This is a genomic window from Streptomyces sp. NPDC093568, assembly GCF_044764945.1.
Lineage (GTDB): Bacteria > Actinomycetota > Actinomycetes > Streptomycetales > Streptomycetaceae > Streptomyces.
In genome coordinates, this window is sequence record NZ_JBIWJD010000002.1 from 143,586 (window position 1) to 158,100 (window position 14,515).

The window sequence follows — 14,515 nt, forward strand, 5'->3', positions numbered from 1 at the left end:
TCGGTGCGTTGTTCGCTGCGGGTGTGTGCAGGCTGATCGCGCAGTTCCCCGCGCCTTTATAGGGGCGCTTCCGTGCGGGTTGCCTTCAAGAACTCCCTAAGGATCCGCTCCCCTGCCAGCACCCCCCGCTCCGGCAGCGCGCTGATCGCCGGGGCGGTGAATTCGGTGTCCGCCAGCTCGCCGTGCCCCGGACGCCAGCCCCGGTCGGCGGCCAGCAGCAGGTCGGCGTCGAGGAGGGAGTCGCCGGCGGCCAGCGTCAGATCCGCCCCCGTGCGGCGGGCGACCTCGTGCACGGCGGCGCTCTTGGTCAGCGGCTTCGGGACGGCGTAGAGCTTGCGGCCCTGCAGCGACACCGTCCAGCCGCGGTTCTCCGCCCACACCGCGAGCTCCTTCACCCACTCCTCGGGCAGCAGCTCGCGCTCGACGACCAGATAGGCGAAGAGGTCCTCGGCGATCCGGTGCTTGCGCACCCACGCCGGGGACGCCGTCGCCATCAGGTGATCCTGCACCTCCGCGAGCGGCGCGCACTGCTCGGCCAGCCGGGCGGCGACCCGCGCGCTCCAGTCCGGGTCGGAGACGCCGTCGACGAGGATGTGGCCGCCGTTGGCGCAGATCGCGTACTCCGGGGTGGGGCCCGGCAGGTTGATGCGCTGGTACTGCTTGCGGGTCCGGGTCGTGGTCGGCACGAAGACGGCCGCGTCGCCGAGGTCGGTCAGCAGCTGGGCCGCCGTCTCGGTCATGTACGACAGCGGTCTGCTCTCGTGCACCTCCACGCACAGCAGCCTCGGCGCCCGCGCGTCCGGCATGGTCAGCGCGAGGGCCGCCGCGGAGTAGATCAGCGTGCGGTCGAGGTCGCTCGCCACCAGCACCGGCATCAGAGGTTCACCGCCCGGCCGTCGGCACCCGTCGCGCCCCGCGTGTACTTGGGGTGGATCAACCCCACGCAGGTGTACGGCAGTTCGGCCACTTCCTCCACCGGTACTCCCCTTTGTTCGGCCAGCAATCGTACGTGGTCCAGGTCGGCGCCGGCTCCGGCCCGCGCCAGGATCTTCCAGGGCACCCGGCGCAGCAGCACCCGGGTGGTCTCGCCGACGCCCGGCTTGACGAGGTTCACGTCGTGGATGCCGTACTCCTCGCTGATGCGCTCGACGGCCGCCCAGCCCTCCCAGGTCGGCTCGCGGTCACCGGACAGCAGCTCCTTGGCGGTCGCGTCGACGGCGTCCACGACCTCCGGGAAGCGGGCGGAGACGGCGTCGAGGAAGGCCACGGAGACATCGGCGCCGGCGAGCTCGCGGTAGAACTTCGCCCCGTGGTAGTCGTGCGGGCCGACCAGGTCGGAGCGCAGGACGGTGCGGGAGATCAGGCCGGAGACCGTGGAGTTCAGGCACGCGGACGGGATCAGGTAGTCCTCGCGGGTGCCGTACGTCCGCACGCAGGAGCCCGGGTCGGCCAGTACGGCGATCTCCGGGTCGAAGCCGGTGACGCCGTCGGAGACCTCGAACTCACGTATCGCCGCGGTCAGTTCGCGGGTGATGGCGCCCTTGCCGGTCCAGCCGTCGACGAAGACGACGTCCCTCGGGTCGTGGTGCCGGGCCAGCCAGCGCAGGGCGTTGGCGTCGATGCCGCGGCCGCGCACGATGGAGACGGCGTAGTGGGGCAGTTCGAGCCCGTGCCGGAACTGGGCCCAGCGGCGCATCAGGACGCCCACGGGCGTGCCCGCGCGGGCCAGGGAGACGAGCACCGGGCGGGGCGAGCGCTCGGCGAGGACGAGCTCGGTGACCGCGCCGACCGCCTGCGCGAGCCGGGACGCCGACTCCTCCAGCGCGGTGTGGAACAGCTCCTGGTACTGCTCGCTCGGCTGGTACTCCACCGGCAGCGACTCCGCGTAGTGCGCGCCACCGCTCTGGATGGCCTCCTCGCGCTCCTCGGTCGGCGCCTCCAGCGTCACGTCCGAGAGGTCCTGCAGCAGCCAGCCGACCTCTTCGGGGGCGTACGAGGAGAAGGCGGGGCCGCGGAGGGGCTCGGGCAGCATCGGGGGCCTTTCGGGAAGGGCCAGGGGCCCGGGGACGTACGACGGCACGACCGCGAGCAGAACATGCGGGGTGTGGGCGGCGAGCCGCGCCAGCAGTCCGTCGGGGGCGTGCAGTTCGGGGGTGTCGGCGGCCGAGTCGACGACGGCTACGACGGCGTCGAAGCCGGCGCCGGCGACGTTGTACGCGTAGCGCTCGCCGGGGCCGTCGGCCGGGTCGTCGTGGGCCGGGAAGGCGAGGCGGGTGCGTATGGCGTAGCCGGGGTCGTCGACGGCGAGGACGGGCGAGCGGGTGGTGGTCGAGTAGCGGACCTCGACGCCTTCGGCGACCTGCTCCAGCTCGCGGGCGAGGCGGAGGGGGGCGTACATCAGCTCTTCGAAGCCGAGTACGAGGACGCTTCGCGTGTGGGTGGGGAGCGCCTCTGCGAGGCGGGCCGTCATGGCGGGTAGGGCGTTTTCGAGACGGGTCCGGTGGGCGGGGGTGAAGCCATGGCGACCACCGTCGGGCAGACCGTGGGGCCAGTGCAGGTCCAGGCGGGTGATGTGGGGATGGGTGCGGTCGTCCGGGTGCGGGCCGGTGGGGGCTGGGCGCCCAGTTCCCCGCGCCCCTGGGTGGGTGGGTCGACCGTCGGTCTCGAAGCTCACGGCACCGCCATCGCCCTCAAGGGGCGCGGGGAACTGCGCGACCGGCCCCGGCGGCGCCGCAGACGACGAAGAACCCTCCGCGGCACTCTCCGCCTCGTGCCGCGCCACCAGCTCCTGCCCCTTCTCCAGCACCCCCTCCGGCAGCTGTACCGACCCGGAAGCCGCCGCCACCAGGTCCACCCGGGCGCCTATCTCCCGCGCGAACTCCTCCAGCCGTCCGGCGTCCTTCGCCGAGCGCATGTCGACCAGCGCCACCACGACATACCGCCGTCGCGGGTAGCGCTCATGAAGATCCCGGACGGTGTTCAGCACCGTGTTCCCCGTCGAGAACTCGTCGTCGACCAGGACCAGCGGACCGTCGCCGACCAGCAGCGAGGGGTCCTCCGGAAGCAGCAGATGGGAGGTGGCGTGGGAGTGGGACTCCTCGAAGCCGCCCGCGGGGGCGACGCCGGGGACCGGGCGGCGGGTCGAGTGCAGATACGGGGCGAGCCCGACGCCGTCGGCGACCGAGTGGCCGAGCCCGGTCGCCGTCTCCGCGTAGCCGAGGACGACGGCCCTGGCGGCCTCGGCGGCGCCCAGCAGGTCCCGCACCCGGCGGCCGAGGGCGAATCCGGCGCCGTAGACCACGGACGGTGACTGGGGTACGTGCTTGCCGAGCACGTTGGAGACCAGCAGATGCGCCCGCTTCGGGTTGCGCCGCAAGGCGAGCCCCAGCATCGTCATGAGCTCGTCGTCGCCCGCGAGCCGGACCCCGAGCCGCTCGGCGACCCAGCTGCCGGACCAGACCCCGTCGTTCACTGCCTTGTTCATGCGTCCCTTGTATTCAGCAGCCGGTCGGCTGGATGCGGAAGGCCGGTCGGGCCGGTTCAGGCCGGGATCCCGGCGGCGAGCAGCTCCACGAAGCCGATGTCCTCGTTGGCCACCCCGAACACCTCGGCCCGCAGCATGACCCGCTCGGCCCAGGCTCGGTGCGGCTTCACCTCATTCATCTTGTTCGTGTACTGCGACCTGAGTACACCCCCACCGCAGCGCTCCGGCTTCAGGATGTCCTGGGCGTCACTGAACTCCTCGTGGCTGACCACGGAGAGTGCGTGCACCGGCAGAACGTGGGAGGGGTGAATGCAGGTCTTGCCGAGCAGGCCGTTGGCGTGGTCCAGCGTGATCTCGCGCAGGAGGCCGTCCATGGAGTGCTCGATCAGGGCCTCGCGCAGCGCCTCGGCCTGGCCCTCGAGGAAGGGGCTGCGCCGCAGCTGGGGCTTGAACATACGTTCCTGCACCCGGAAGTACTCCCACACCGGCCCGGTCACCGTGAACCCGGTGCCGTCGGCCCGGCCCAGCATGTTCACCACGTCGGCGATCACGGAGGCGACGATCTGGACGTCGTACGCCGTCATGTCGGGGGCCCGGCGCAGCCCGTACGACGAGCAGAAGTCGGTGACGCCGAGCCGCAGCGCGAGCACCCGCTCGCGGTACTTGTCGACGGCGCGGGAGATGCCCTCCAGGGTCTCCACGCGGGACTCCCGGTAGAGCAGCTCGGGCGATTCCAGCACGGGCATGGCGAAGAGCCGGCGCTCGCTGTGCGTCTCGGCGGTCGCGAGGGCCTCCAGGAAGGGCATGCCGCGTTCCTCGGTGAACTTCGGCAGCACGAATCCGGACAGCAGCCGGACCGCGGGGCCGAGCCGCCCCACCAGGTCGGGGATCTGCTCGGGCGTGCGGACCCGGATGAAGAGCAGCGGCAGATCCGCCACGGGTCGTGCGGCGAGGTCGGTGAACTGCCGGACGAGGTTCTCCTCGCCCTCCAGGACGTCCTCGTCGCCGATCGAGTCCTCCAGGCACAGCACCATCGAGACCACGCCGCGTCCGGCCTGCTTGACGATGTCGTCGGCGAGCTGCGGCCGGGTGGCCGGGCTGTACAGCGTGGCGCCCAGGGCGGCCGAGAGCAGCCGGGCCGGGGAGTCGGCGGTGAACGCGCAGGGCTCCTGGTGGAAGAGGCGCTGCCGCACCTGCGGGGCGATGTGCCCGAAATGACGCATAGAGCTCCCCCGTGGTGACTCTGTGGCCCCTGTGACCGGTTCACAGGTGGCCGGTAATAGTACGTAGATACCCATGTCAGGGGTTCCCGCAGGGCATGAATTTCTGGTAACGCGGACAAACACGACCGCGCACGACATACATACCCCGCGTTGTCGTGACCAGGACGGAGAGGGCAGGATTGCCGCATGACGCACGCGATGTTGAAGGGGTCGAACGTCCCGCTCGAAGCCACGACGGTGCGCGCCGTGCTGCGCTGGACGCCCGGACAGGGGGTCCCGGACGTCGATGCCTCGGCTCTGCTCCTCGGCCCCGACGGTCGTGTGCGCTCCGACGAGGACTTCGTCTTCTACAACCAGCCCCGGCACCCCTCCGGGAAGGTCTGGCGACTCGGCAAGAAGCGGCTCACCGAGGGCCTTACCGACACGATCCAGACAGATCTGGCCGGTGTCGAGTCCGGCGTCGGTCAGATTCTCGTAGTCGCTTCGGCGGACGGCGTCGCCTTCGACCGCGTACGGGACCTGCGCATCCTGCTGTACGACGCCGCGGCCGCCGACGGTGATCCGCTGGCGTACTTCGACATCAAGCCGGAGACGGGCGAGGAGACGGCCCTGATCTGCGGCGAGCTGTACCGCCGCGGCGAGGGCTGGAAGTTCCGCGCCCTGGGCGAGGGCTACTCGGACGGCCTGCGCGGCCTGGCCACGGACTTCGGCATCTCGGTGGACGAGTCGGAGGCGGCCCAGGAGCCGGCGCCGGAGGTCTCCCAGCCGCTGCCGCCGGAGCAGCCGACGACGACGGTCCCGCCCCAGCCGGCCTACGGCTATCCCCAGCAGCCCCCGGCGACGCAGCCGGCGTACGGCTACCCCCAGCCGACCGGCCAGCCGGCCATGGCCCAGTCGGGCTACGGCTACCCGCCCCCGGTGACGGCCCCGGGCCCGGGCCCGGAGTTCCGCCTGCCGCCGCAGGGCCCGCAGTTCATCGGACGGTGAGGACGCCACCCTCCGGGGGCGCGGCCGGCCCGCCTCAGCGGTCGGCCTTCGACTTGTATCCGCGCCCCCACTGCAGTCCCCACCCGAACAACCGGTCCAGCTCGGCCTGGAACCCGTAGACGAACTTCACCTCACGCCGCACCCAGAGTTCGCCCTTGATGTTCTCGATCATCACCACCGCGCAGGACCGGGCCTGCGGATGCCGTTCGTCGAGGCCTATCTCGATCCGCGGCCCATTGCTCGGATACAGCGTGACGATCGCATGGGTACGGTCGAACGCCGGCGTCTGGTCGTAGATGTACACGAAGACCAGCAGCCGCTTGATGTTCTCCCGATGATCAAGGTTGACGTACATCGTCTCGCCGGACGCCGACCCGAACCGGTCGTCTCCGCTGAGCTTGACGTACGGCGGTGCGTTGACGTCCCCGAGGAACCCGCCCAGCGGCTGGACGACGCCCTTCGTGCCGTCGGTCAGCTCGTACAGCGCCCCGAGGTCGAGGTCGACGTTGACCATGCTCTGGCTGTGCCCGAGCACCTCCGGCGGCTTGAGCGCCTTGAACGGATGCCGCAGCAGGCTTTCCCGCTGCGGGCCCCCGATGTCGGACGTCCGCATCCGCCAGGTCAGGTTGATCCGGAGATGCCCGGTCGCCGCCCCCTGTTTGGTGAGCGAGACCCGATCGTGCCGCTTCGTCAGCTCGATCGAGTTCGATGACGCGCTGCCCGAGTCGAAATCGACCGCCCGGCCACGCCAGAGCCCGTCCAAGAAGCCCATTCCGCCCCCACGTCCCACTAAGCCCCGCGTCCACTGGAAATACCGACGGGGCGGCCGGACGTCCGGCCGCCCCGTCGAGAGCGTTCCTCAACCGCGGGGGTGTCACACCCCGGACGAGACCTCAGTCTTCTCGTCCGAGCCCTCCGCGTTTCCCTCCGCCGCCGCCAGCGCGCGGTTGCGGCGCACCGAGGACCAGAAGGACCAGGCGATCAGGATCACGCCGACCGAGCCGGTGATGAACTCGTTGATCTCGTACTGGATGGTGACCAGCAGGATCGCGGCGAGGGCGCCGATCGCGTAGTGCGCGCCGTGCTCCAGGTAGACGTAGTCGTCGAGGGTGCCCTGGCGGACCAGGTACACGGTCAGCGACCGGACGTACATCGCTCCGATACCGAGGCCCAGCGCCATCAGGACGATGTCGTTGGTGATGGCGAAGGCGCCGATCACACCGTCGAAGGAGAAGGACGCGTCCAGGACCTCCAGGTAGAGGAACATGAAGAACGCGGCCTTGCCGGCCAGGGCGACCGCCGAGCGGGGCTTGCCGGTGCGCTCGGCTTCCTCCTCCGCCTCGTGCTCGCGCTCCTCCTCCTCTTCGAGCTTGTCCTCGAAGTAGCCGGAGAGGCCGCCCACGATCAGGTACGTGATCAGACCGCCGATACCGGAGAGCAGGACCGTCTCGGCCTTGTCGACGTGCGTGCCGCCGTGCTGGTGGGCGTTGGCCGCGAAGGTCAGGGAGGAGATCAGCAGGACGATCAGCGCGATGCAGACCGACAGCATGTCGACCTTGCCCAGCTTGGCCAGCGGGCGCTCCAGCCAGCCCAGCCACTTGATGTCCCGGTCCTCGAAGATGAAGTCCAGGAAGATCATCAGCAGGAACATGCCACCGAACGCGGCGATCGCCGGGTGGGCGTCCGTCACCAGCTGCTGATACTGGTCCTTGTCGCTGAGCGCGAGGTCTACCGCCTCGATCGGGTTCAGCGAGGCGGTGACCGCGACGATGACGACGGGGAAGACCAGTCGCATACCGAAGACGGCGATCAAGATGCCGATGGTGAGGAAGATCTTCTGCCAGAAGGCATTCATCTTCTTCAGGATCCCGGCGTTGACCACCGCGTTGTCGAACGACAGCGAGATCTCGAGGACGGAGAGGATCGCCACGATGCCGAGCGCGGTCCACCCCCCGAAGAGGACCGCTGCAACCAGGCCGAGCGCGGTGACCGCGAACGACCAGCCGAAGGTTTTCAGAACCACTGGCTACCCAATCCTGTGTGTACGGGGCTCCCGAGCGCCGCACTCGGCTTTACGAAGACTTTGAAACCGAAGTCTAGTCGGCCGCCCTTCGGTCCCCACCGGGGCCCGGGTTTTGCTCATATCGCGTTATGAGACGTCGACCCCGAAGTCGAGTGCGATGCCCCGGAGTCCGGACGCGTACCCCTGTCCGACCGCCCGGAACTTCCACTCCCCCTGGTAGCGATAGACCTCGCCGAAGATCATGGCCGTCTCGGTGGAGGCGTCCTCGCTCAGGTCGTAGCGGGCGAGCTCCTGGCCGTCGGCCTGGTTGACCACCCGGATGAAGGCGTTGCTGACCTGGCCGAAGGTCTGGCCGCGTTCGTCGGCCATGTGGATGGAGACCGGGAAGACGATCTTGTCGCACTGGGCCGGCACCTTGGAGAGGTCGATCAGGAGCGACTCGTCGTCGCCGTCGCCCTCGCCGGTGAGGTTGTCGCCGGTGTGCTCCACCGAGCCGTCCGGGCTCTTGAGCTGGTTGTAGAAGACGAACCACTCATCGCCCAGTACCCGACCCCCGCTGCACACCAGGGCGCTGGCGTCGAGGTCGAAGGGGGCTCCGGTGGTGGAGCGCGCGTCCCAGCCGAGCCCGACCATCACCTGGGTGAGGTTGGGTGCGGCCTTGGACAGGGAGACGTTTCCTCCCTTGGCGAGCGTGACGCCCATGATGCTGGTCCTCCCCGCGTGATGCTTCTTTGGTTGTCCTGCGCATCCGGCGCCGCACCCAAACGGTACGGCGCCGGACTCAGCCGGTGGTGTCCTGAACGGTCACCTCCGCTGTCGAACTCAGACGTTCACACCGAAGTCCTGCGCGATGCCGCGCAGGCCCGACGCGTAGCCCTGGCCGATGGCACGGAACTTCCACTCCGCGCCGTGCCGGTACAGCTCGCCGAAGACCATGGCGGTCTCGGTGGACGCGTCCTCCGAGAGGTCGTAACGCGCGATCTCGGCGCCGCCGGCCTGGTTCACGACGCGGATGAACGCGTTGCGCACCTGGCCGAAGGACTGCTGGCGGTTCTCGGCGTCGTAGATCGAGACCGGGAAGACGATCTTCTCGACGTCGGCCGGGACGCCCGCGAGGTTGACCTTGATCTGCTCGTCGTCGCCCTCGCCCTCACCGGTGAGGTTGTCACCGGTGTGCTCGACGGAGCCGTCGGAGCTCTTGAGGTTGTTGAAGAAGACGAAGTTCGCGTCGCTGCCGACCTTGCCCTCCGGGTTCAGCAGCAGCGCGCTGGCGTCCAGGTCGAAGTCGGTGCCGGTCGTGGTGCGGACGTCCCACCCCAGACCGACGATGACCGCAGTGAGGCCCGGGGCCTCCTTGCTCAGTGATACGTTGCCGCCCTTGCTGAGGCTGACTCCCACGAGTCCTCCATTGGTTTCCAGGGGCGGGGAGCCCCGCCGTACGTTTGATATCGGATCAACGAGTCGATCCTAGTGACGGGTTCCCGTGGCTTGCAGGCCTTGGTGCCGAAGAATGACAGGTGTCGGTCACCGGCGGGATCAGAGGGTGTCGAGCGCCTTCACGTACTCGCTGAGGTCGCGCGCGTCGGGAAGGGCGTTGACGACCGTCCAGCGGACGACGCCCTCCTTGTCGATGACGAAGGTGCCGCGCACCGCGCAGCCCTTGTCCTCGGCGAAGACCCCGTAGGCCCGGCTGACCTCGCCGTGCGGCCAGAAGTCGCTGAGCAGCGGGTACTCCAGGCCCTCCTGCTCGGCGAAGACGCGCAGGGTGTGGATGGAGTCGTTGGAGACGGCGAGCACCTGGGTGTCACGGTCGGAGAACTGCGGCAGGTTGTCGCGCACCTCGCACAGCTCGCCGGTGCACACGCCGGTGAAGGCGAAGGGGTAGAAGAGCAGGACGACGTTCTGGGAGCCGCGGAATTCGGACAGCCGCACGGTCCTGCCGTGGTTGTCCTTGAGCTCGAAGTCGGGGGCCTTGTCGCCGACCTGGATCGTCATCGCGGTTGGTGTCCCTTCATGGGGCTGTTCGGGTGGGACCCACCCTATGCAGCGGCCGCCGGGACCCGCGCGGGAGCCGGGCTGGGCGCGAAGGCCCAGCCCGGCATCGTCAAGCTGTCACTTCTTGGCCTTGGCGGCCTTCGGCGTCACCAGCCGGCTGCCGCTCCAGTCCTTGCCGACGCTGACGCTCTTGGACGCCGACAGACCCGCCGTGGTCGCGGCTTCAGAGATGTCGCTGGGCTCCACATAGCCGTCCCGGCCGGTCTTCGGCGTGAGGAGCAGGATCGAGCCGCCTTCTTCGATGTACGTGGTGGCGTCCACCAGCACATCTGTCAGGTCGCCGTCCTCGTCGCGGAACCACAGCACCACGGCATCGGCGACGTCGTCGTAGTCCTCGTCCACGAGTTCGCTGCCGACGACTTCCTCAATGGCCTCGCGGAGCTCCTGGTCTACGTCCTCGTCGTAGCCGATCTCCTGGACCACCTGCCCGGGCTGGAACCCCAGCCTTGCGGCAGGGTTCGTCCGCTCCTCCGCGTGGTCCGCGGTCGCGCTCACGGGTTGCCTCCTGATCATGTCTTGGGAATAACTCAGCCACGCGCGTGCGCGAAGCATTGGCCGTAGTCCACACGGGCGGGACGGATCGCGCAAGTACCCGGCCGTTCAGACCGCCGAAACGGTGACGTTCCTGAACGTGTCACCGCAACTCCAGGCACACACCCATGGTCTCAAGGTGACGCGCACCACACCAATCTGCCCCCTTTGCGTGTTTGGGAACCATCTGCGGGCACTCCACCGTTGACCAGACGCCTGTTACCTCGCAGTAGAGATGACGTTTGGCCCCCTGAGGTACACGATGGGGAGCGGTGCAGACACTCAGAAACACGGCCCTCTGACAGGTAAGGAACAGCGTGGCTTCCGGATCCGATCGCAACCCGATCATCATTGGCGGCCTTCCGAGTCAGGTTCCTGACTTCGATCCCGAGGAAACCCAGGAGTGGCTCGACTCCCTCGACGCCGCCGTGGACGAGCGCGGCCGGGAGCGGGCCCGCTATCTGATGCTGCGGCTGATCGAGCGGGCGCGCGAGAAGCGCGTCGCCGTGCCCGAGATGCGCAGCACGGACTACGTCAACACGATCGCGACCAAGGACGAGCCGTTCTTCCCGGGCAACGAGGAGATCGAGCGCAAGATCCTCAACGCCACCCGGTGGAACGCCGCGGTGATGGTGTCCCGGGCCCAGCGCCCCGGCATCGGCGTCGGCGGTCACATCGCCACGTTCGCCTCCTCCGCCTCGCTCTACGACGTGGGCTTCAACCACTTCTTCCGGGGCAAGGACGAGGGCGACGGCGGCGACCAGGTCTTCTTCCAGGGTCACGCCTCCCCCGGCATCTACGCGCGCGCGTTCCTGCTGGACCGCCTGAGCGAGCAGAACCTGGACGCGTTCCGCCAGGAGAGGTCGAAGGCGCCGTACGGCCTGTCGAGCTACCCGCACCCGCGGCTGATGCCGGACTTCTGGGAGTTCCCGACCGTGTCGATGGGCCTCGGCCCGATCGGCGCGATCTTCCAGGCGCGGATGAACCGCTACATGGAGGCGCGCGGCATCGCCGACACCTCCAAGTCGCAGGTCTGGGCGTTCCTGGGCGACGGCGAGATGGACGAGCCGGAGTCGCTCGGCCAGCTGTCCATCGCCGCCCGTGAGGGCCTGGACAACCTCACCTTCGTGGTCAACTGCAACCTCCAGCGCCTCGACGGCCCGGTGCGGGGCAACGGCAAGGTCATCCAGGAGCTGGAGTCGATCTTCCGCGGCGCCGGCTGGAACGTGATCAAGCTGATCTGGGACCGCAGCTGGGACCCGCTGCTCGCGCAGGACCGCGACGGCATCCTGGTCAACCGGATGAACACCACGCCGGACGGCCAGTTCCAGACGTACGCCACCGAGACCGGCGCCTACATCCGCGACCACTTCTTCGGTGACGACCAGCGGCTGCGCGCGATGGTCGAGGGCATGACCGACGACCAGATCCTGCACCTGGGCCGCGGTGGTCACGACCACAAGAAGATCTTCGCGGCGTTCTCGGCGGCCAAGGCGCACAAGGGCCAGCCGACGGTGATCCTCGCCAAGACGATCAAGGGCTGGACGCTCGGTCCGAACTTCGAGGGCCGCAACGCCACGCACCAGATGAAGAAGCTGACGGTCGACGACCTCAAGCGCTTCCGCGACCGGCTGCACCTGCCGATCGCCGACAAGGACCTGGAGAGCGGGGTCCCGCCGTACTACCACCCGGGGCGCGACTCCGAGGAGATCCAGTACATGCACGACCGCCGCCGGGGGCTCGGCGGTTACGTCCCGACGCGTGTCGTGCGCTCCAAGCCGCTGGCGCTGCCGGACGACAAGACGTACGCGACCGTGAAGAAGGGCTCGGGTCAGCAGTCCATCGCGACGACCATGGCCTTTGTCCGGCTCCTCAAGGACCTCATGCGGGACAAGGAGATCGGCCGCCGGTTCGTGCTGATCGCGCCGGACGAGTACCGCACGTTCGGTATGGACTCCTTCTTCCCGAGCGCGAAGATCTACAACCCGCTCGGCCAGCAGTACGAGGCGGTGGACCGCGATCTGCTGCTCGCCTACAAGGAGTCCCCGCAGGGCCAGATGCTGCACGACGGCATCTCGGAGGCGGGCTGCACGGCCTCGCTGATCGCGGCGGGTTCTGCCTACGCCACGCACGGCGAACCGCTGATCCCGGTGTACGTCTTCTACTCGATGTTCGGTTTCCAGCGCACCGGTGACCAGTTCTGGCAGATGTCGGACCAGCTGGCGCGCGGTTTCGTGCTGGGCGCGACCGCCGGCCGTACGACGCTGACCGGTGAGGGCCTCCAGCACGCCGACGGCCACTCGCAGCTGCTCGCCTCGACGAACCCGGGCTGTGTCGCCTACGACCCGGCCTACTCGTACGAGATCGCGCACATCGTGCAGGACGGTCTGCGCCGGATGTACGGCGGCGACGCGGAGCACCCGCACGGCGAGGACGTCTTCTACTACCTCACCGTCTACAACGAGCCGATCCAGCACCCGGCCGAGCCCGAGAACGTCGACGTCGAGGGCATCCTGAAGGGTGTCTACCGGCTGAGCGAGGGCGCCTCGGGGTCGATCCCGGCGCAGATCGTGGCCTCGGGTGTCGCCGTCCCGTGGGCGGTCGAGGCGCAGAAGATCCTCGCCGAGGAGTGGAACGTCAAGGCGGACGTCTGGTCGGCGACCTCCTGGAACGAACTGCGGCGCGACGCCGTGGAGTGCGAGGAGCACAACCTGCTGCACCCCGAGGAGGAGCAGCGGGTGCCGTACGTGACGCGCAAGCTCAGCGGGGCCGAGGGGCCGTTCGTGGCCGTCTCCGACTGGATGCGGTCGGTGCCGGACCAGATCGCGCGCTGGGTGCCGGGGACGTACCAGTCGCTGGGCGCGGACGGCTTCGGCTTCGCGGACACCCGTGGCGCGGCCCGCCGGCACTTCCACATCGACGCGCAGTCGATCGTGGTGGCCGTGCTGACCGAGCTGGCCAAGGAGGGGAAGGTGGACCGGTCGGTGCTCAAGCAGGCGATCGACCGCTACCAGCTGCTCGATGTGTCGGCGGCGGATCCGGGCGCCGCGGGCGGCGACGCGTAGCGCCGGCCGTCAACCGCCTGATGGGGTGGTGTGCCCGTGGGTGACCTGCGGGCTACACCACCCCTTCACATTTCCTACGATGCGCCCATGAAGCAAGCGGTGGCGCAAGTACGTTGGGAGCGGCTCACCCAGCGGCCCCTGTTCGGTCTGGCCGTGGTGTTCGCCGTGGCCTATGCGGTGCCGATCGTTAGGCCCGACGCGAGCCGCGCGGTCGTGGACGTGTGCCTCGCGGTGGAGTGGGTGGTGTGGGGGGCGTTCGCGCTGGACTACATCGTCCGGCTGGCGCTCGCCGAGCGGCGCCTGGACTTCGTGCGGTCGCACTGGCTGGACCTTTGTGCGGTGCTGCTGCCGCTGATACAGCCGCTACGGCTGCTGCGGCTGGTGTCGACGCTGCTGCTGGTGGGCCAGCGGGCGCGGATGGCGTCCCAGATCCGGCTCACCACGTATGTCGCCGGGGCCGTGGTGGGGCTGATGATGTTCGGCTCGCTGGCGGTGCTGTCCGTCGAGCGGGACTCGCCGAACGGGAACATCAAGACGCTGGGTGACGCGGTGTGGTGGTCGTTCACGACGATGACGACGGTGGGGTACGGGGACCACGCGCCGACCACGGGGGTGGGCCGGATGCTCGCCGTGGGGCTGATGCTCTCCGGGATCGCCCTGCTGGGTGTGGTCACCGCGAACATCGCCGCGTGGTTCATATCCCGCTTCGAGATGGACGACGTGGAGGAGCGCCGGCAGACGGAGGCGATACGGGTCCTCACGGAGGAGGTACGGGCGCTTCGGGCCGAGGTCGCGGCGTTGTCGGAGGCGTCGGCGCCGGTGCAGGTACAGGTGGGCGATGAGAAGGCCGGCTAGGAAGGCGCCCGGGTGAAGGCTGGGCGGGTGGGCCACGCATCCCGGCGCTGACGGGTCACCGCCCGCGCCCACCCGTGCCGCCCCAGCGGCACGACTGCCCGCGGCTTGGCGAGGGGCGCGCGGACGCCCTCAGGGGCGCGGGGAACTGCGCGAGCGGCCACACGCAACCCGCGGCCGCCGACCGGGCTCATGCCCGAGTGGGCCCCCTAGATGACGGCGCGCCCGCGCCCCCCAAGGGGCGCGGGGAACTGCGCGACCAGCCACAAACCACCCGCAGCCGCCGTCACGGCCA

Annotated in this window: 12 protein-coding genes; 3 read left to right on the forward strand and 9 right to left on the reverse strand. The window is 69.3% G+C overall.

Going from position 1 to position 14,515, the window contains the following annotated elements; translation table 11 throughout:
- Positions 1 to 56 precede the first annotated feature (56 nt).
- The 3 genes from ACIRD7_RS10180 to ACIRD7_RS10190 are packed head-to-tail and all read right to left on the reverse strand — an operon-like array spanning position 57 to position 4,707.
- On the reverse strand, positions 57 to 875 hold the full coding sequence (locus ACIRD7_RS10180; protein ID WP_403452000.1) for an HAD family hydrolase: 819 nt from the start codon (positions 873 to 875) through the stop codon (positions 57 to 59).
- Entirely contained in the window at positions 875 to 3,484 is a 2,610-nt protein-coding gene (locus tag ACIRD7_RS10185) for a phosphoribosyltransferase (RefSeq protein ID WP_403452001.1), read from the reverse strand. Before ACIRD7_RS10185 ends, ACIRD7_RS10180 begins: the two co-directional genes overlap by 1 nt.
- Positions 3,485 to 3,540: 56 nt before the next feature.
- Positions 3,541 to 4,707, reverse strand: coding sequence for an HpcH/HpaI aldolase/citrate lyase family protein (locus tag ACIRD7_RS10190; protein ID WP_403452003.1), 1,167 nt, complete (start codon positions 4,705 to 4,707; stop codon positions 3,541 to 3,543).
- Positions 4,708 to 4,893: 186 nt separating this feature from the next.
- Between ACIRD7_RS10190 and ACIRD7_RS10195 the strand changes: the two genes are divergently transcribed.
- Positions 4,894 to 5,694, forward strand: a complete 801-nt coding sequence (locus ACIRD7_RS10195) for a TerD family protein (protein WP_403452005.1) — start codon at positions 4,894 to 4,896, stop codon at positions 5,692 to 5,694.
- Positions 5,695 to 5,728: 34 nt separating this feature from the next.
- Here ACIRD7_RS10195 and ACIRD7_RS10200 read toward each other — a convergent pair whose 3' ends face one another.
- The 6 genes from ACIRD7_RS10200 to ACIRD7_RS10225 all read right to left on the reverse strand — a co-directional run bounded on the left by ACIRD7_RS10200 (position 5,729) and on the right by ACIRD7_RS10225 (position 10,267).
- Complete coding sequence (locus tag ACIRD7_RS10200) at positions 5,729 to 6,466, reverse strand: Tellurium resistance (RefSeq protein WP_403452007.1); 738 nt, start codon at positions 6,464 to 6,466, stop codon at positions 5,729 to 5,731.
- A gap of 102 nt (positions 6,467 to 6,568) precedes the next feature.
- Positions 6,569 to 7,717 carry a DUF475 domain-containing protein gene (locus ACIRD7_RS10205; RefSeq protein WP_403452009.1) on the reverse strand — a complete coding sequence of 383 codons (1,149 nt, stop codon included), beginning with the start codon at positions 7,715 to 7,717 and terminating at the stop codon, positions 6,569 to 6,571.
- A 126-nt stretch (positions 7,718 to 7,843) separates the two neighbouring features.
- Positions 7,844 to 8,419, reverse strand: a complete 576-nt coding sequence (locus tag ACIRD7_RS10210; RefSeq protein WP_403452011.1) for a TerD family protein — start codon at positions 8,417 to 8,419, stop codon at positions 7,844 to 7,846.
- 120 nt (positions 8,420 to 8,539) lie between these two features.
- Positions 8,540 to 9,115: a TerD family protein gene (locus ACIRD7_RS10215; protein ID WP_030054588.1), complete on the reverse strand. Its 576-nt coding sequence runs from the start codon at positions 9,113 to 9,115 to the stop codon at positions 8,540 to 8,542.
- Positions 9,116 to 9,253: 138 nt separating this feature from the next.
- Entirely contained in the window at positions 9,254 to 9,712 is a 459-nt protein-coding gene (locus ACIRD7_RS10220) for a peroxiredoxin (protein WP_403452012.1), read from the reverse strand.
- A 117-nt stretch (positions 9,713 to 9,829) separates the two neighbouring features.
- Entirely contained in the window at positions 9,830 to 10,267 is a 438-nt protein-coding gene (locus ACIRD7_RS10225; protein ID WP_403452013.1) for a DUF3052 domain-containing protein, read from the reverse strand.
- A gap of 353 nt (positions 10,268 to 10,620) precedes the next feature.
- Between ACIRD7_RS10225 and aceE the strand changes: the two genes are divergently transcribed.
- Both aceE and ACIRD7_RS10235 read left to right on the forward strand, forming a co-directional pair.
- Positions 10,621 to 13,368, forward strand: coding sequence for a pyruvate dehydrogenase (acetyl-transferring), homodimeric type (aceE, locus tag ACIRD7_RS10230; RefSeq protein ID WP_403452015.1), 2,748 nt, complete (start codon positions 10,621 to 10,623; stop codon positions 13,366 to 13,368).
- Positions 13,369 to 13,455: 87 nt separating this feature from the next.
- Complete coding sequence (locus tag ACIRD7_RS10235) at positions 13,456 to 14,223, forward strand: potassium channel family protein (RefSeq protein ID WP_403452017.1); 768 nt, start codon at positions 13,456 to 13,458, stop codon at positions 14,221 to 14,223.
- Positions 14,224 to 14,515: the final 292 nt, after the last annotated feature.

What these genes read in the sequence shown, in the direction of transcription:
- ACIRD7_RS10235 (WP_403452017.1), top strand. Translation starts at nt 13,456, where the DNA reads ATGAAGCAAGCGGTGGCGCAAGTACGTTGGGAGCGGCTCACCCAGCGG.
- ACIRD7_RS10210 (WP_403452011.1), bottom strand. Translation starts at nt 8,419, where the DNA reads ATGGGCGTCACGCTCGCCAAGGGAGGAAACGTCTCCCTGTCCAAGGCC.
- ACIRD7_RS10195 (WP_403452005.1), top strand. Translation starts at nt 4,894, where the DNA reads ATGACGCACGCGATGTTGAAGGGGTCGAACGTCCCGCTCGAAGCCACG.
- ACIRD7_RS10180 (WP_403452000.1), bottom strand. Translation starts at nt 875, where the DNA reads ATGCCGGTGCTGGTGGCGAGCGACCTCGACCGCACGCTGATCTACTCC.
- ACIRD7_RS10200 (WP_403452007.1), bottom strand. Translation starts at nt 6,466, where the DNA reads ATGGGCTTCTTGGACGGGCTCTGGCGTGGCCGGGCGGTCGATTTCGAC.
- ACIRD7_RS10190 (WP_403452003.1), bottom strand. Translation starts at nt 4,707, where the DNA reads ATGCGTCATTTCGGGCACATCGCCCCGCAGGTGCGGCAGCGCCTCTTC.
- ACIRD7_RS10220 (WP_403452012.1), bottom strand. Translation starts at nt 9,712, where the DNA reads ATGACGATCCAGGTCGGCGACAAGGCCCCCGACTTCGAGCTCAAGGAC.
- ACIRD7_RS10185 (WP_403452001.1), bottom strand. Translation starts at nt 3,484, where the DNA reads ATGAACAAGGCAGTGAACGACGGGGTCTGGTCCGGCAGCTGGGTCGCC.